Source organism: Microbacterium sp. NPDC056044 (assembly GCF_042267145.1).
Lineage (GTDB): Bacteria > Actinomycetota > Actinomycetes > Actinomycetales > Microbacteriaceae > Microbacterium.
Map to the genome: position 1 here is coordinate 331,565 of NZ_JBHJWZ010000002.1, position 15,462 is coordinate 347,026.

16 protein-coding genes are annotated in these 15,462 nt (G+C 71.8%); 9 read left to right on the forward strand and 7 right to left on the reverse strand.

Annotation, left to right across the window (positions count from 1 at the left end; all coding sequences use genetic code 11):
* The first annotated feature begins 3 nt into the window (after nucleotides 1-3).
* From ACFC1I_RS06575 to ACFC1I_RS06585, 3 genes are all read left to right on the forward strand, one after another.
* A complete protein-coding gene (locus tag ACFC1I_RS06575; protein ID WP_376007210.1) occupies nucleotides 4-141 on the forward strand; it encodes a hypothetical protein in 138 nt (45 codons plus the stop codon).
* A gap of 73 nt (nucleotides 142-214) precedes the next feature.
* Complete coding sequence (locus ACFC1I_RS06580) at nucleotides 215-1,021, forward strand: hypothetical protein (protein ID WP_376007212.1); 807 nt, start codon at nucleotides 215-217, stop codon at nucleotides 1,019-1,021.
* Between the two features lie 40 nt (nucleotides 1,022-1,061).
* Nucleotides 1,062-2,033: a hypothetical protein gene (locus ACFC1I_RS06585; RefSeq protein WP_376007214.1), complete on the forward strand. Its 972-nt coding sequence runs from the start codon at nucleotides 1,062-1,064 to the stop codon at nucleotides 2,031-2,033.
* Between the two features lie 36 nt (nucleotides 2,034-2,069).
* On the opposite strand, the gene ACFC1I_RS06590 is transcribed toward ACFC1I_RS06585, so the two are convergent.
* From ACFC1I_RS06590 to ACFC1I_RS06610, 5 genes are read right to left on the reverse strand one after another with little or no spacing between them, the layout of a single operon-like run.
* Nucleotides 2,070-3,137, reverse strand: a complete 1,068-nt coding sequence (locus ACFC1I_RS06590; RefSeq protein ID WP_376007216.1) for a 1-acyl-sn-glycerol-3-phosphate acyltransferase — start codon at nucleotides 3,135-3,137, stop codon at nucleotides 2,070-2,072.
* Nucleotides 3,137-3,982: a patatin-like phospholipase family protein gene (locus ACFC1I_RS06595; RefSeq protein ID WP_376007219.1), complete on the reverse strand. Its 846-nt coding sequence runs from the start codon at nucleotides 3,980-3,982 to the stop codon at nucleotides 3,137-3,139. Before ACFC1I_RS06595 ends, ACFC1I_RS06590 begins: the two co-directional genes overlap by 1 nt.
* Before the next feature lie 40 nt (nucleotides 3,983-4,022).
* A complete protein-coding gene (locus tag ACFC1I_RS06600; RefSeq protein WP_376007221.1) occupies nucleotides 4,023-4,913 on the reverse strand; it encodes a glycine betaine ABC transporter substrate-binding protein in 891 nt (296 codons plus the stop codon).
* A gap of 19 nt (nucleotides 4,914-4,932) precedes the next feature.
* A complete protein-coding gene (locus tag ACFC1I_RS06605; protein ID WP_376007223.1) occupies nucleotides 4,933-5,907 on the reverse strand; it encodes an ABC transporter permease in 975 nt (324 codons plus the stop codon).
* Entirely contained in the window at nucleotides 5,904-7,313 is a 1,410-nt protein-coding gene (locus ACFC1I_RS06610) for a glycine betaine/L-proline ABC transporter ATP-binding protein (protein WP_376007225.1), read from the reverse strand. The genes ACFC1I_RS06605 and ACFC1I_RS06610 overlap by 4 nt, the downstream gene beginning before the upstream one ends.
* Nucleotides 7,314-7,652: 339 nt before the next feature.
* Between ACFC1I_RS06610 and ACFC1I_RS06615 the strand changes: the two genes are divergently transcribed.
* From ACFC1I_RS06615 to ACFC1I_RS06625, 3 genes are read left to right on the forward strand one after another with little or no spacing between them, the layout of a single operon-like run.
* Nucleotides 7,653-8,045 (forward strand): GntR family transcriptional regulator, encoded by a 393-nt coding sequence (locus tag ACFC1I_RS06615; protein WP_376007227.1) that lies wholly within the window; start codon nucleotides 7,653-7,655, stop codon nucleotides 8,043-8,045.
* Entirely contained in the window at nucleotides 8,042-8,959 is a 918-nt protein-coding gene (locus ACFC1I_RS06620; RefSeq protein WP_376007229.1) for an ABC transporter ATP-binding protein, read from the forward strand. Before ACFC1I_RS06615 ends, ACFC1I_RS06620 begins: the two co-directional genes overlap by 4 nt.
* Complete coding sequence (locus ACFC1I_RS06625; RefSeq protein WP_376007231.1) at nucleotides 8,956-9,651, forward strand: hypothetical protein; 696 nt, start codon at nucleotides 8,956-8,958, stop codon at nucleotides 9,649-9,651. The genes ACFC1I_RS06620 and ACFC1I_RS06625 overlap by 4 nt, the downstream gene beginning before the upstream one ends.
* Nucleotides 9,652-9,737: 86 nt before the next feature.
* On the opposite strand, the gene ACFC1I_RS06630 is transcribed toward ACFC1I_RS06625, so the two are convergent.
* Nucleotides 9,738-10,031, reverse strand: a complete 294-nt coding sequence (locus tag ACFC1I_RS06630) for a chorismate mutase (RefSeq protein WP_376007233.1) — start codon at nucleotides 10,029-10,031, stop codon at nucleotides 9,738-9,740.
* A gap of 136 nt (nucleotides 10,032-10,167) precedes the next feature.
* Here ACFC1I_RS06630 and ACFC1I_RS06635 point away from each other — a divergent pair, with 136 nt between their 5' ends.
* The 3 genes from ACFC1I_RS06635 to ACFC1I_RS06645 all read left to right on the forward strand — a co-directional run bounded on the left by ACFC1I_RS06635 (nucleotide 10,168) and on the right by ACFC1I_RS06645 (nucleotide 14,248).
* Nucleotides 10,168-11,397: an AI-2E family transporter gene (locus ACFC1I_RS06635; RefSeq protein WP_376007235.1), complete on the forward strand. Its 1,230-nt coding sequence runs from the start codon at nucleotides 10,168-10,170 to the stop codon at nucleotides 11,395-11,397.
* Nucleotides 11,398-11,471: 74 nt separating this feature from the next.
* The gene (locus ACFC1I_RS06640; RefSeq protein WP_376007237.1) at nucleotides 11,472-13,079 is read left to right on the forward strand and encodes a LuxR C-terminal-related transcriptional regulator; all 1,608 of its coding nucleotides are present in this window, start codon (nucleotides 11,472-11,474) and stop codon (nucleotides 13,077-13,079) included.
* A gap of 74 nt (nucleotides 13,080-13,153) precedes the next feature.
* Nucleotides 13,154-14,248: a flavin-containing monooxygenase gene (locus ACFC1I_RS06645; protein WP_376007239.1), complete on the forward strand. Its 1,095-nt coding sequence runs from the start codon at nucleotides 13,154-13,156 to the stop codon at nucleotides 14,246-14,248.
* A 6-nt stretch (nucleotides 14,249-14,254) separates the two neighbouring features.
* On the opposite strand, the gene ACFC1I_RS06650 is transcribed toward ACFC1I_RS06645, so the two are convergent.
* On the reverse strand, nucleotides 14,255-15,454 hold the full coding sequence (locus ACFC1I_RS06650; protein ID WP_376007241.1) for a lactonase family protein: 1,200 nt from the start codon (nucleotides 15,452-15,454) through the stop codon (nucleotides 14,255-14,257).
* Nucleotides 15,455-15,462 lie beyond the last annotated feature (8 nt).

Consider the following 15,462-nt stretch of genomic DNA (forward strand, 5'->3'; position numbering starts at 1 on the left):
CGCATGGCGCCGGACGACGACGAGTACAGCGGTTTCAACGACACCCGGCAGCGGCGCGTCAAGATCATCGCGTGGGTGACGATCGTCGCCCTGATCCTCGTCGGCGGTGGTGCCACCGTCTTCGCCCTCCTGTTCGGCTGACGTCGATGCCGGCCGCCGAGATGTCAGCGGACTCCCGGCGACAATTGCGCTATATCGCGATTACCATGGCAGGGTGGAGCCCTTCCTCCTCATCGTCTCGAGCTGGTGGTGGATCGCTCCGGCCGCCGTGGGCGCCGGAGCGGCGACCTATGCGGGCATGACGACACGCAACCGCCGGGCACGACGCCTCGAGCTCGACGCCGCGCGCGCCGAGGAGTCCCAGGCGTACCGCGACCTCGTCGCCGCGAAGGCGCGTCTGCGCACGGCGCAGGCCGACCTGCTGACCGCGAAGTCGCGCTCGTCCGTCCCGCCAGCACACGCCGCCGAGGCGCGGCGCGAGCTGCAGGCCGCGCGGCAGGACGAGAAGACCGCGTCCCTGGCGCTCCGCGCGAGCCGCACCCGCGTGAAGGCCGGCTACGCCCAGTACCGCGCCGCGTCGCCCACCGACCCGCTGCCGATCGACCGGCTGTGCGCCGCGCACGACGCCGTGAACACCCGCTGGCTCGCGTACGAGACCGATGTCGACCTGGCGCTGGCGCATCCGCAGATGACCGACCCGCGACATCCCGCCACCGTCGTCTTCCTGCGCGCACAGCGCGAGGCGCTCGCGAAGCGCCCGACCCTGCGCGACCGCGTGACCCCGCAGCAGTTCCTCGAGTACCGGGTCGCGGTGCGCCACCTCGAGGCGACGTTCGCCGAGGCCGAGCGCCAGGCCGGCGTCCCGGGCTCGGCCCGCACGTCGTCTGCGGGTGCCACTGCCGCGGCCGGGCTCACCGCCGCCGCCGCAGTGCTCGCCGAGATCGCAGACCGGCTTCCCGCGCTCATCGCGCGGATCCCTCCGCCCCGCGGGAGCGAGCCGCCCGCTGGCAGGGTGCCCTGAGCCGGACCACCAGGCGGCGAGCGGCCGTTAGCATGACTGTGTGGAGCAGTTCTGGCAGTTCGCGGGCAGCTTCTGGTGGCTTGTGTTCCCGCTCATGGGCGTCCTGGGCATGGTCGGCAATGCCTGGGAGCGTGGCGCGCGCATGCGCCACAAGCGCCGCCTCGAGATGATGCACGCGAAGGCCGAGCTCAAGGCCGCCCAGGCCGCGGCCCGCGGCAAGGCGGTGCCCGCGGCATCCCTCCCCCCGATCACCGCCGCGACGGCGACCGTCGCGTCGGCGCAGGGCGGGTCGGCGACCGCCTCGAGGGAGACGCAGACGACGCAGCTCGAGCGCCTGTTCGCCACGCACGACGCCGTCACCGCACGCTGGCTCGAGTACGAGCTCGACGTCGCGAAGATCATCGCGTTCCCCGCCATGAGCGACGGGCGCCAGCCGCTGACCGCCGCGTTCCTGCGCGCGAAGCGCATCGCCGACGGGCTGCGTCCCGCCTCCGCGAAGGCGCGCCTGTCGAAGGAGCAGCTGGCCGAGTACCGCAACGCCGTCGCCGACTTCGAGGTCGCGTTCGACGTCGCCGAGCGCGACGCGCGGCGCCTGCGCGACTCCACCTTCACCGAAGACGAGCGCAAGCGCCTCACCACTGCCAAGAAGCTGCTCACCGTCGCGATCGACGAGGCCGCGACGCCCGCCGAGCGCCAGCTCGCCTATCGCCGCGTGCGCGAGGAGCTCGACGGCCTCATCTCGATCTCGGACGAGGCGATCGAGGTGCTCGAGAACAAGGTCATGCTCGAGCTCGGTCCCGTCTCCTCCCCCGCGACGACGGGGACGGATGCTGCGGCCCCGCCCCGCGCGGAGGCCCCGGCGTCGCCCGTGCCCGCCCCCGAGCCCGAGCCCCTGCTCGCGCCGAAGCGCCCGAGCACGATGCCGCCTCCGGCTGCCGGGACGTGGCCGGTGCCGTCTCGCACCAACGGCGATTCCCCCGGCCGCGTGACGCACCCCAAGCCGCACCGCTGACCTCCGGGACGTCCGGACCCTCCGGGAGCCTCGGCGTCAGGCGGCGAGTTCGGGGTGGGCGTCGATCCAGCCGTCGATGCGGGCGAACCAGTCGAAGAGCCACGCCGCGCGGGCGTCGAGGTCGTCGGGGATCTCGGACCGGGGCACCCGCCACGCGCGCATCGTGATGCCCTTGTCCATCGGCAGCTCGCGCCAGATGTCGCGCAGGGTGTGCAGGCGGTCGAGGCCCGTATGCGCGATGAACACGACGTCCGCGTCGGGCGAGGCATCCAGTGCGGCGTTCATCCCGCCCGGCTGCGGGGCCATGACGTGCGTCATCGCCTCGGCCCGCTCGGCCATCGCCTCGCGCCCCGCGTCACGCAGTCGCTTGATGCGCGAGCGCCGGCGGGTCGGGCTGACCTGACCGCCCTCGGGGAAGATGACGAAGGCGTCCTCCGGCCCGAGGCCCGTGGCCAGGTCGCCCAGGGCCGCCTCCACCGACGCGCCGCCGCCCTTGCGCCCGCGGCCGAACCCCGACGGCACGATGAACCGCGCCGGGATGCGGTGCAGCAGGATGTCGATCGCCGGGTCCCACTGCAGCGTGTACTTGAGCACGATGCGCGGCCGGCGTGCGACCTCGTTGAGCAGCGTGTGGATGAGGATGAACGAGTCGCCCGGACCCCCGTGCCGGCTCGCGACCACGAGCGGCGTGCCGGGTGCGAAGAGCGCTTCGAAGGCGGCGCGGCCGGTCGCGGGGTCCGCGTCGTCGGAGCCCGTCGTGGTGATCGTGAGCCGCAGCACTCCGCCGAAGATCCAGAACAGCACGCGCAGCGCCCACGCTCCCAGCGTGTAGTGCGCGGTGATGAAGCCCGGCCGGCGCAGCGCGTACCCGAAGCCCGAGGCGATCCAGAGGGCGAACAGGGCGATCACGAGCATCGCGTCCCACAGCAGGTACACGGTCACGAGCCACAGCACGCGCGGCAGCCGGAACCGTCCCGGCACGAGCGACGTGAGCGCCAGCGCGACGATCAGCCACAACGGCGTCAACGCCAGCATCACGAGAGCCGCCACGATCACGAGGGGCGCGAGAAGGATGCGGCGCACCCAGGTGGGCGGCATCCGCATCACGAATCCTCGCTCTCGGCACCCAGCGCGCGCTCGGCGAGGAACGCGAGGCTCGCGTCGTAGGCTGCCTCGATGCGGCGGTGGACGGTGTCCATGCGGCGGTACGACATGAGCGAATCGTCGCCGTCGAGGCCGCCGCCGCTCGGCAGCACGTGCAGGGTGACGCCCGCGGGCAGCGTCGCGACGTCGCGGGCGTAGCGGTGACGACGGGCGATCTCGAAGGCCACACGCGCGGTGTCGACGGCCGACTTCGGAGCGACGAGCGGCGTCTCGATGCGCCCCACCTGCAGCACGTAGACGGTGGTCGCGCCGACCTCGACAGCCTGCTCGATGGGGATCGAGTTGACGATCCCGCCGTCGATGAAGTGCTCGTCGCCGATGCGGGTCGGGGGCAGGAGACCCGGCACCGAGGCCGACGCGAGGATCGCCTCGACGAGCGGCCCCGATTCGAAGACGTGCTCGGCCGCACGCTCGATGCTCGCGGCCACGACGCGCAGCCGCACGGCGAGGTCCTCGAACGTCGTGTCGGCGCCGAGCGCCCGCTCGAGCAGGTGCTGCAGCGGCGCCGGCGAGTTGAGGTGCGTCTTGGTCTTGACGAGCCGCGTGAACTGCGCGAACAGCGAGTCGCCGTAGACGGCGTTCGCCTCGGGAGACGTCCACGCGTCGAGCAGGCGCTCGATCACCGCCGGCGTCGGGTCGCTCGCGACCAGCGCGCCGTTGATCGCGCCGATCGACGTGCCCACGACGACATCGGGACGGATGCCTCGTTCCAGAAGCGCCCGCAGCATGCCGATCTCGACAGCGCCGCGCACACCCCCGCCGCCGAGAACGAAGGCCACCGTCATGCCCACACCCTATTGCGGGTGCGGGCATGACGGCCGGACGTCAGCGGGTCAGGCTGTCGACGTAGTCCTGGTTGTCGGCGATCCATTTCGCCACGACGGGGCCGTAGTCGTCGCCGTCGTACTCGCCGAACATCGCGTCCTCGAGGGAGTACAGCAGCTCGTTGTCCATGCGGAAGTCCTCGAGCCACTTCGCGATCTCGGGGAACTCGTCGCCGAACCCCTTCGACGAAACCGTGTGGATGCCCTCGGCGTCGCCGAGCAGCCCGTCGGGGTCTTCGAGGTCCTTGAGCGGGAACGCGTTGTACGCCCAGTGCGGGCGCCACAGGGTGACGGCGACGTCGCGGCCCGCGTCGGTCGCGGACTGCAGCTCGGTGAGCATCGCGGGCGTCGACGACGTCACGAACTCCATGCCCTCGAGGCCGTACCCCGGGATCACGGCGTTCTGCGTGACGGTCACGAGCCCCGACCCCGCCTCGATGCCGACGAGACGGTTGCCGAACACGCCGGCGTTGGCGGCGAGCTCGGTGAGCGAGTCGATGGGCGCGTCCTCGTTCACGGCGATCGTGAGCTTGGCCTCGTCGTTCCAGGCGCCGAGGTCGACGAGGTCGTCGCCGTACGTCTCCATGTAGTCGGCGTGCGTGAGCGGCAGCCAGGTGTCGAGCGTCAGGTCGTAGTCGCCCTTCGCGATGCCGGTGTACGCGGCGGCGGGGTCGGCGTACTCGAGGTCGACGGTGTAGCCCTTCTCCTCGAGCACCGCCTTCCAGAGCTCGGACGCGGCGATGCCCTCGTCCCAGCCGTTGAACACGGCGATCGTCAGGTGGCCCTTGTCGTCGCCGCCGCCGACGCCCGTCTGCACGAGCGCGCCGTTGACGAGCAGGGCGGCGGTTCCGGCCAGGGCGAGGCCTGCGGCGATGATGCGTCGCTTGGTCATGTGGTTCTCTCCTGTCGGGTCAGGCCGGGACGGGCGCGGGGCGCTCGGCGGACGATTCGGACGGGACGGATGCTGCGGCCTCGGCTTCTGCGGACGTCGCGGTCGCGGGTGCCGGGGTGGCAGCATCCGAGTTCCCGCTCTTCACGGCTGCTCGCGGAGTGCGGGCACGCGGCTGCGAGAAGCCCGACGTCACGCGGTCGAGGATCATCGCGAGGATGACGACCGAGAGACCCGCTTCGACGCCGAGGCCGATGTCGATGCGGCTGAGGCTCTGCACGACCTGGCCGCCCAGGCCGCCGGCGCCGACCATGCCCGCGATGACGACCATCGACAGGCTCAGCATGATGACCTGGTTGACGCCCGCCATGATGCTCGGCAGGGCCAGGGGCAGCTGGATCTGGCGGAGGATGCGGCCCGGCGAGGCGCCGAAGGCGTGGCCCGCCTCGACGATCTCGGGGTCGACGCCGCGGATGCCGAGCTCGGTGAGGCGCACGCCGGGGGCGAGCGCGAAGGCGATGGTCGCGACCATGCCGGGGACCGGTCCGACGCCGAAGATGAGCATCGCGGGGATCAGGTAGACGAAGGCGGGCATCGTCTGGAGGAAGTCGAGCACGGGCCGCAGCGTCTTCGACACGCGGTCGCTGCGCGCGGCCCAGATGCCCAGCGGCACGGCGATCGCGATCGCCACGACGGCGGCGAGGATCACGAGCGCGAGGGAATCCATCGCGTTCGACCACTGGCCGACCGCGACGATGACGAGGAGGCCCAGCGCGCTGCCGACGGCGAGCATCAGGCCCTTCGACCAGTACGCGAACGCGGCGATCACGAGGATCACGGCCCAGAACGGCGGGCTCGACAGCGACGCGTCGAGCCAGTCGTAGAGGCCGCGGAAGAGCACGGCGATGACGTCGAAGAAGCCGCCGAGCGCGTCGATCACCCAGCGCACGCCGGTCTCGACGACGTCGCCCAGGGGCAGGCGGAACAGGTCGTTCATCGGGCGGCTCCTTCCGTCGCGGCGACGGCGGGTTCGTGGGCGCCGACCTCCGTGGGTGCGGCGGCCCGGCCGCCCGGCGCGGAGGTGGCGGCGGGCGCCGCGGGCAGGCCGACGCCCTCGATGGTCTGCGTCATGACGCTCGCGGGCACGGTGGCGGGCACGTCGATGATCGGGTTCTCGCGGGTCACGGGCGGCACGTCGCCCAGGGCGGCGAGCAGCGTCACGCGCGGGATGGTGCCGACGAGGCGCCCGGCGTCGTCGATCACGGCGACGGGCACCGGGCTCTCGACCGCGCGCTCCACGACGTCGGTGAGCGGGTCGTCGACGTGCACCGCGGGCCGGCCGTTGCGGACGAGCGCGCGCAGGTCGGTGCGGCCGTCCTTGACGGCGCGGATGACGGCGCGGTCGGTGACAGACCCGAGGTAGCGGCGGCTCTCGATCACCGAGACCGAGCCGACCTGGAGGTCGCGCATGACGCGGAGGGCCCCGCGGACGCCGGCGCTGACCGGCGTCGTCGCGACCGGCGGCGCCATGACGGAGCCGGCGGTGAGCACGCGGGCGCGGTCGACGTCCTGCACGAACTGCGCGACGTAGTCGTTCGCGGGGTCGGTGAGGATCTCCTCCGGCGTGCCGTTCTGCACGATGCGCCCGTCGCGCATCACCGCGATGCGGTCGCCGAGGAACATCGCCTCGTTGAGGTCGTGCGTGATGAAGACGATCGTGCGCCCGAGTTCGCGCTGCAGCTCGACGAGCTGCTCCTGCATCTCGCGGCGGATGAGCGGGTCGAGCGCCGAGAACGCCTCGTCCATCAGCAGGATGTCGGTGCCCGACGTGAGCGCGCGGGCGAGGCCCACACGCTGGCGCATGCCGCCCGAGAGCTCGTCGGGCATCGCGTCGGCGCGGTCGGCGAGACCGACCTTCTCGAGGATCTCGCGCGCCCGGGCCCGGCGCTCGTCACGGCCGACACCCTGGATCTCGAGAGCGTACGCGGCGTTGTCGAGCACGGTGAGGTGCGGCAGCAGCGCGAAGTGCTGGAACACCATCGAGATGGAGCGCTGACGGATGCCGCGCAGCGCCTTCGCGGAGGCCTTGGTCACGCTCTGCCCCTGCACGAACACGTCCCCCGCCGTCGGGGGCAGGAGCCCGTTCAGCATGCGGAGGACGGTGGACTTGCCCGAGCCCGACAGGCCCATGATGACGAAGATCTCGCCGGGCTGGACGGTGAAGCTCGCGTCGATGACGGCGGCGGAGCCGGCGTCGGCCACGTCGGCACGGGTGGCGCCCGCACGCAGGCGCTTGATGGCGTCTTTGGGATTGCGCCCGAAGACCTTGAAGAGATTTCGCGCCTCGATGGCAGGCGGAATGGTCACTGTGCACCTCGGCAGCTCCGGTGCGGGGAACTGCATCGGTCGCGCCCGGGTGGCGGCCGTTCCTGCAGCGGATGTCGGATCCGCGCCGCGGCCGCCGACCATACGCTCGCCGGTCTGACGCTCAGGCGTCACCAGCGACCGCGGACTGGTCGGGTGGACCCAGTGAAGGGCCTCATCCACCGTTTCATGCGCCCGCATGGGCCGCAAATTCGACACCGACCGGCCGTTTCGCTACCTCGCGCCCGCGTGATACCACGCCTCGCTGCGCCGCGGGCCGCCTGCGGACATCCCTGGTCCGGCGCACGGCGGGGGTTGACGGCATCCAACTTCCATGGTTACTTAGTCAAGTAACTAACCAACACACAGGGAGCGGATGTGATCGAAGAAGGCCGGGCGCTGTTCCTCCAGATCGCCGAGAGCGTGGAGGACGCGATCATCGACGGAAGCCTCGCCGAAGAGGCGCAGGCGCCGTCGACGAACGAGCTCGCCGCCTTCTATCGGATCAACCCCGCGACCGCCGCGAAGGGAGTCGCGATGCTCGTCGACAAGGGCGTGCTGTACAAGCGGCGCGGCATCGGCATGTTCGTCGCGCCGGGCGCGCGCGACCTGCTGCTCACCGAGCGCCGCACCGTCTTCGCCGACCGCTTCGTCGAGCCGCTGCTCGCCGAAGCCCGCAAGCTCGGGCTCGGGCCCGACGACCTGGAACTGCTCATCCGCGATCGCGCTGCGGCGCAGATCGCGACCACCACGGAAGGGAACCCACGATGACGACCGGGAATCACGTCATCGAGGTGAAGAACCTCACCAAGCGCTATCGCGACGTCGTCGCGGTGGACGACGTGAGCTTCACCATCGAGAAGGACACCATCTACGGCCTGCTCGGCCGCAACGGCGCCGGCAAGACGACCGTCATGTCGATCCTCACGGCGCAGAACTTCGCGACGTCGGGCGATGTCCGCATCTTCGGCATGCACCCGTACGAGAACGCGAAGGCGCTCTCGCGCATGTGCTTCGTGCGCGAGAGCCAGAAGTACCCCGACGACGCACTGCCCCGTCACGCCTTCGCGGCCGCGCAGCTCTTCTTCCCGAACTGGGACCAGGAGTTCGCCGAGCAGCTCATCGAGGACTTCCAGCTGCCCACGAAGCGCCGCATCAAGAAGCTGTCGCGCGGTCAGCTCTCGGCGGTCGGCGTGATCATCGGCCTCGCCTCGCGCGCCGAGATCACGTTCTTCGACGAGCCGTACCTGGGTCTGGACGCGGTCGCGCGTCAGATCTTCTACGACCGCCTCCTCGAGGACTACACAGAGCACCCGCGCACGGTGATCCTCTCGAGCCACCTGATCGACGAGGTGTCGAACCTCATCGAGCGCGTGCTCGTGATCGACCGCGGCCGCATCGTGATGGACGAGGAGACGGATGCCGTGCGCAACCGTGCCGCGAACATCGTGGGTGAGGCGAGCGCCGTCGCCGCCTTCGTGGCGGACCGCCAGGTGATCCACCGCGAGAGCCTGGGGAACGTGGCATCCGTCACCGTCCTCGGAGCGCTGTCGCTCGCCGACCGCGAGCGCCTCGCGGCCGCCGGCCTCGACGTCGCCCCCGTCTCGCTGCAGCAGCTGATCGTGCGCACGACGCAGCACTCCGCCGAGCAAGCCACCGCCGTCGACGAAGGAGCCCTCCGATGAGCCGCACACTGAACGTCGTCCGCCTTCAGCTGATCAACCGGCAGACCTACATCTGGCTGCCGCTGATCATCCTCGGCGGATCGCTGGCCATCGCGCTCGCGATCTACGGGATCCTCGCGGGCTCGGGCCTGCCGGGACCGTTCTACGGAGGCGGGGCGCAGGCGCCGCTGTGGTACTTCCTCATCGTCGGCGTGTACGCACTGACGCTGAGCTTCCCGTTCTCGCAGGCGATGAGCATCACGCGCCGGGAGTTCTACCTGGGAACGCTCCTGACCGCCGGCCTCACGTCTCTCATCCTCGCGGCGATCTTCGTGGTGGGCGGGCTCTTCGAAGAGGCGACCGGCGGGTGGTGGATCAACGGCTGGTTCTTCCGCCTGGACTGGATCTGGGCGTCGGGCCCCGCGGGAGCCGGACTGTTCTACTTCGCCGTCGCGTCGCTGTTCTTCGTCGTCGGCTTCTGGACGGCGACCATCTACAAGCGCTGGGGCTCGCTGGGGCTCACCATCGCGCTGGTCGGCGTGGGCCTCCTGCTCGTCGCCGTGCTGTTCGTCGTCGGGCTCGGCAACGCGTGGGTCGCGTTCTTCACATGGCTCGCAGAACTCGGCCCGGTCGGTGTGGCGCTGTGGTCGCTGGTGCTGATCGCTGTCCTGGCGGGGTTCTCGTACCTGACCCTGCGACGCACCATCCCGTAATCAGAGGGGGAATGGATGCTGCCACCCGGCGATCACGCCGGGTGGCAGCATCCATTCCCTCGATGTTCCACGTGAAACAGTGCGGGTCAGCGGGAGTCGGCCGCCTCGGTGTGGTGGCGGATGACCTCGGCGACGACGAAGTTGAACCACTTCTCGGCGAAGGCGGGGTCGAGGTCGGCCTGCTCGGCGAGGCTGCGCAGGCGCGCGGTCTGCTGCTCCTCGCGGGCGGGGTCTGACGGCGGCATGCCGTGCTCGGCCTTCAGATGGCCGACCTGCTTGGTCGCCTTGAAGCGCTCGGCGAGCAGATACACCAGGGCGGCGTCGATGTTGTCGATGCTGCTGCGCAGCCGGGCCAGCGTCGTCGTGGGGTCTTCGGTCATGGCGCTCCTTCTCGCCCCTCGACGATACCCGAGCGCTCGGCCCGCTCCCCCGGGGATGACGCGGGGTCACACGATCCGGGTGAAGTTTGCCCCGCACATCTCGTCGCGCGCACTCCGCAGTCCTAGAGTGTGTCCCATGACCGACGCCTCGCCCACCCTCGGTGCCACCGCAGCCGAGGCTGCTGAGCCGCTCTCCGCCGATGCTGCGGCGGGCACGGACGCCCAGTCGCCCGCCCCCGCGGCCTCCGTCAACGGTGCGGACGCCGCCGACGTCGAAGCGCCGGTGTTCACCGGCGAGGCGCCCGCGGGCAAGACCTTCTGGGCGAACCTCAACAGCCCGTTCCGGTTGGGCCTCGTGCTCACCCTCGGGGCCCTGGCCGCGGTCGCCCTGGGCCTGGCATTCTGGAACCTCTCGACGATCATCATCTACGTCGTCTTCGCGCTGTTCGCGGCACTGGGTCTGGACCCCGTCGTGCGCTGGTTCGGCCGTCACAACGTCTCGCGGCCGTGGGCGATCGTGATCGTCTACACGGCGTTCGCACTGGTGCTCACGGGAGTGCTGCTGCTCGTGGTGCCGACCCTCATCAAGCAGATCACCGCGTTCTTCAGCGACCTGCCGAGCACCATCGCGACCTTCCAGAAATCCGACTTCTACGGCTGGCTCAGCGACACGTTCGGCTCGCAGGTGGGGCAGATCACCGACCAGGTCGAGAAGTTCCTCACCAACCCGGCGAACATCGCCGCGATCGGCGGCGGCGTCGTCAACTTCGCGGTGAGCGTCGGCACGACGATCTCGGGCCTCATCATCGTGCTGGTGCTGAGCCTCTACTTCCTCGCGGGCCTGCCCAACATGAAGGTCGCGTTCAACCGCTTCGTCGCCGCCCGCAACCGCAAGAAGGCGGCGGCCATGACCGACCAGATCACCGACTCGATCGGCGCGTACCTCATGGGCATGGTCGTGCTGGCGTTCTGCAACTCGGTGATCGCGTTCCTGCTGCACCTGTTCCTGGGCTTGCCGTTCCCGGCGCTCATGGGTGTGCTGGCGTTCCTCATCACCCTGATCCCGCTCATCGGTTCGGTGCTGTACTGGATCACCGCCACCGTGATCGCCCTCTTCACGGGCTGGGTGCCCGCGCTGATCTTCGCGATCATCTACCTCATCTACATGCAGCTCGAGGCGTACGTGCTGACGCCCAAGGTCATGAACAAGGCGATCTCGGTGCCCGGCGCCCTCGTCGTGATCGGTGCGATGGTCGGCGGCACGCTGCTCGGCCTCCTCGGAGCCCTGGTCGCGATCCCGGTGACGGCGTCGATCCTCCTCATCATCAAGCAGGTCTTCATCCCCAAGCAGGACGCCAAGCTCTGACCCTTCGAGCCTCGCGCCCGCGGCCGCGGGCGCCGGGGCTTGTCGGCGCCTGAGCGCGCGCCCATACTGTGCGCATGGCGATCCGGGAGGCCGGCGTCGTGGACTGGACGGGCCGGTTCGAGGAGCTCACCGCACGCGAGGCCGCGCTGGCCGGCGATGAGCTGGACGAGCTCGGCCAGGCGGCCTGGTTCGTGGGCCGCGACGACGTGTCGGTGCGCGCGTGGGAGCGGGCGCACCTGCGCTACCTCGACGACGGCGACCTCGCCGCGGCGGTGCGCTGCGTCTTCTGGCTCGGCTTCACGCTGAGCGAGCACGGCGACGAGGTGCGCGCGGGCGCCTGGATGGGCCGGCTCATGGAGCTGTGCGCGCGCGACGGCGCGACACCCGCGACCGACGCCACCCGCGCCCTGTGCGTCGCGGTCGGCATGTTCGCGCGGGGAGAGGCCGAGGCATCCATCCCCCTCTTCCGCGGGGCGATCGAGAGAGCGGATGCTGCGGCCGACGCCGATGCGGTCACCCTCGGCACGATGGGGCTCGGCCGCGCGCTCCTCGCGACGGGGCGCATCGCGGAGGCGTTCGCCGAGATCGACCGCGTCATGCTGCTGATCGCCGACGGGCGCGTGAGCGACCGGGCGGCCGGCCCCGCGTACTGCGCGGCGATCGCGAGCCTGCTCGGCCGCGGCGACATCGAGCGCGCGCGGGTGTGGACGCGCGAGCTCGGCGACTGGTGCGATGCGCAGCACGGGCTGGAGCCGTTCCGCGGCGAGTGCACGCTGCACCGGGCGGGTGTGATGCAGCTCGGCGGCGAGTGGCGGGCCGCGGCGAGCGCGATCGACGACGTGTGCGCGACCGAGACGCGCGGCGAGACGCTCGCGAACGCCTGGTACCGGGCGGCGGATCTGCACCGGGTCGCGGGGCGGTCGGCGCCCGCGCGCGAGGCCTTCCGCCGCGCCGCGGCGCTCGGGCGGGAGGTGCAGCCGGGGCTCGCACTGCTGCACCGCGACACTGCAGACCTGGGCGGCGCGTGGGCGGGGCTCGAGGCGGCGCGCTCGGCACCCCACGAGCCGGCGGTGCGCGCCGAGCTGCTGGCGGCCGCGGTGCACGTGGCGCTCGACCGCGGACGCCTGGCCGAGGCTGTGGACGCCGCCGACGAGCTGCGGGCGTGCGCCGCGGCGTTCGACACGCTGTACCTCAGGGCGCTGTCGGCGCGGGCTGACGGCGAGGTCGCCCTCGGCGAGGGCCGTGCGGCGGAGGCGCTCGCGCTGCTGCGCACGTCGTGGGCGGCGTGGCGCCGGCTCGACGCCCCGTACGATGCCGCGCTCACGCGGATCTCGATCGGCGCCGCGATCCGCGACATCGGCGACCCCGAGGGCGCCGAGCTCGAGTTCGACGCGGCGCGCGGGGTGCTCGAGGGGCTCGGCGCGATCCCCGACCTCGCGCGGCTCGAGCGTGTCGCGGCGGCGCGGGACGCGGCATCCGATCCCGGACTCAGCCGCCGCGAGCGCGAGGTGCTCTCGCTCGTCGCGCGGGGCTGGTCGAACCGGCGCATCGCCGAGCACCTCTTCCTCAGCGAGCGCACGGTCGCCAGGCACGTCGGCAGCATCCTCGCGAAGCTCGGCGTGCCGAGCCGCTCGGCGGCCACGGCGTGGGCGTTCGAGCACGGGGTCGCGGCCGGCACCTGAAGCGCGGGAAATGGTCATTTCTGCCGATGCCGGCCCCTCCGCCTCGCTCCTACCGTGAGGGCAGGAGGTCAATCATGAACACCACCACCCTCGACACCGTCGTCATCGGCGCAGGCGTCGCCGGCCTTCACACCGCCCAGCTGCTCGCGTCGCGAGGCGTCGAGTTCGAGATCATCGACGCCGGCGACCGCGTCGGCGACACATGGCGCGAGCGGTACCGGTCGCTGCGGCTGTTCACGCCGCGGCGCTGGGCCGAGCTGCCCGGCATGCGCCTCGGCATCGGGTTCTTCGAGTACCCGACCGGCGTCGGCTTCGGCGACTACCTCGAGCGCTGCGCGGTCGCGATCGGCGCGCCGATCCGCCTCTCGACGCGGGTCGAGAGGCTCTCGCTCGAGAGCGACGGCAGGTTCCGGCTGGCACTGTCGACGGGGGACGATATCGTCACGACGCACGTGGCCGTGGCCGCAGGTGCGCATGGCGTGCCGGTCATCCCCCCGTTCGCCGCGGACCTCGACCCGGCGATCCACCAGGTCCACTCCCTCGACTATCGCGGTCCCGAGGACCTCGAGCCGGGCGCCGTGCTCGTCGTCGGCGCCGCGAACTCGGGCACCGACATCGCACTCGAGGCGGCGGCATCCGGTCATCCGACCACGATCTCGGGGCGTCACCCGGGACAGATCCCGCCCGACATCGACACCCCGATCGGCAACCTCATGTCGGGACTGTTCCTGCGGCGGCTGCGCGCCACCACGATCGACACCGAACGCGGGCGCGCGTTCCTGGCGGCGAACCGCGGTCACGGCGTGAACCTCGTGCGCAACAAGACCCGCGACCTCGTGAGGGCCGGGATCGCGCAGGTCACCCGCGTGGCGGGGGTGCGCGACGGGATGCCGCTGCTCGAGTCCGGCGAGACGCTCGACGTCGCGAACGTCGCGTGGTGCACCGGCTCGCTGCCGGACTTCGGCTGGATCGACGTGCCCGGCGTGCTGTCGGCCGACGGGTCGGTCGCGCACCGGCGTGGCATGGTCGAGGCGGCGCCAGGCCTGGCGTTCGTCGGCCTGCCGTTCCAGTACTCGGTGATGTCGCCGACCCTCGTCGGCATGCGTCCCGACGCCGAGTACGTGGTCGAGCACCTCCTCGCGCCCGCGCCGGTGGCGCAGGCCGCGTGAGGCCGGTCAGCGCACGGGCAACAGGCAGGTCGGCGACGGGGCCTCGGTGCGGTGTCGCACCCGGCCCGGGACGCCGTTGCGCACGTCGAGGGTGAGCGACGCGACCTCGTTCGACAGCTGGCCCGCGACGAGCAGGATGTCGCGCACCACCACGTGGTGGCGCGGCCAGTCCACGCCGGCGTCGACGAGCGCGACCGGCTCGACGTACTCGCCGGCGCCGCGCACCCGCAGCGTGGCGAGGGTGTTGCTGCCGCGCACGCCGGCGTAGAGGAACTCCCCGTCGCGCGACGCCGCGAGTTCCGCGGCGCTGTCGCCGGGAAGGGTGCCGGCGCCGAGCGACGTGCCGCCGATGAGGTTCCACGTGCCGTCGGCCGCGGGCGCGAGCACGAACAGCTCGCACGAGTACTCGGTCACGACGTACAGGTGCCCGCTCGGGTGCCACACCATGTGCCGCGGCCCGCTGCCCTGCGGCAGCGCGACCTGCTGCACCTGCCGCAGCCCCCTGCCGCCGTCGCGCCAGAACCGCACCACGTCGTACCCGAGGTCGGTCGTCGCGATGAGCCCGCCGGGCAGGAACGCCGCCTGATGCGCGCGAGAGGGGCGGAGGGATGCCTCGTCCCCCGCGCCCTCCGAACCCTCGGCCTCGTCGCGGTCGTGGTCGGGCACGAGGTGCGCGTACTCCTCGCCGGCGGCCTCGCGCAGCGCGCGGGCGGCCGCGGCCAGGTCGATGTCGCCGGCGCGGACGGGCTCCGATCCGGCGTCGGGCCCGTACGGGTCGACCGCCGCAGGAGCGATGACCGGCGACGAGGGGCGGCCCGCGGCATCCAGCTCCATGCGCACCACGCGTCCGTCGCCCCAGCAGCTCGCGACGAGGAAGCGGCCGTCGGGCGACACCGCGACGTGGCACACCGCCTCGCCGGCGGCGACCGGAGCACCGAGCGGCACGAACGTCGCCCCGCCGGTGCGACGGAACGCCTGCACCTGCTGCCGCGCCTCGAGGGCCGCGTACACGACGTCGCCCGGCGCCACCGTCAGCGAGCCGGGGTGCGGCGCGAGCCACGACGGCGAATCCGTCGTCGCGACCTCGCCGGCGAACGTCAGCGCGCCGCCCGCCGAGGCGTCGTCTGCGGCGCCGGCGAGCAGCATCCCGATTCCGGACGCGCTGCCGCCCATGTCGGCGGTGTACCCGCCCAGCCAGAACCTCATGCGGGCCG

Coding starts and splice junctions, on each gene's coding strand:
- ACFC1I_RS06575 (WP_376007210.1), top strand. CDS start 4: ATGGCGCCGGACGACGACGAGTACAGCGGTTTCAACGACACCCGGCAG.
- ACFC1I_RS06590 (WP_376007216.1), bottom strand. CDS start 3,137: ATGCGGATGCCGCCCACCTGGGTGCGCCGCATCCTTCTCGCGCCCCTC.
- ACFC1I_RS06595 (WP_376007219.1), bottom strand. CDS start 3,982: ATGACGGTGGCCTTCGTTCTCGGCGGCGGGGGTGTGCGCGGCGCTGTC.
- ACFC1I_RS06600 (WP_376007221.1), bottom strand. CDS start 4,913: ATGACCAAGCGACGCATCATCGCCGCAGGCCTCGCCCTGGCCGGAACC.
- ACFC1I_RS06605 (WP_376007223.1), bottom strand. CDS start 5,907: ATGAACGACCTGTTCCGCCTGCCCCTGGGCGACGTCGTCGAGACCGGC.
- ACFC1I_RS06610 (WP_376007225.1), bottom strand. CDS start 7,313: ATGCAGTTCCCCGCACCGGAGCTGCCGAGGTGCACAGTGACCATTCCG.
- ACFC1I_RS06620 (WP_376007229.1), top strand. CDS start 8,042: ATGACGACCGGGAATCACGTCATCGAGGTGAAGAACCTCACCAAGCGC.
- ACFC1I_RS06625 (WP_376007231.1), top strand. CDS start 8,956: ATGAGCCGCACACTGAACGTCGTCCGCCTTCAGCTGATCAACCGGCAG.
- ACFC1I_RS06630 (WP_376007233.1), bottom strand. CDS start 10,031: ATGACCGAAGACCCCACGACGACGCTGGCCCGGCTGCGCAGCAGCATC.
- ACFC1I_RS06635 (WP_376007235.1), top strand. CDS start 10,168: ATGACCGACGCCTCGCCCACCCTCGGTGCCACCGCAGCCGAGGCTGCT.
- ACFC1I_RS06640 (WP_376007237.1), top strand. CDS start 11,472: ATGGCGATCCGGGAGGCCGGCGTCGTGGACTGGACGGGCCGGTTCGAG.
- ACFC1I_RS06645 (WP_376007239.1), top strand. CDS start 13,154: ATGAACACCACCACCCTCGACACCGTCGTCATCGGCGCAGGCGTCGCC.
- ACFC1I_RS06650 (WP_376007241.1), bottom strand. CDS start 15,454: ATGAGGTTCTGGCTGGGCGGGTACACCGCCGACATGGGCGGCAGCGCG.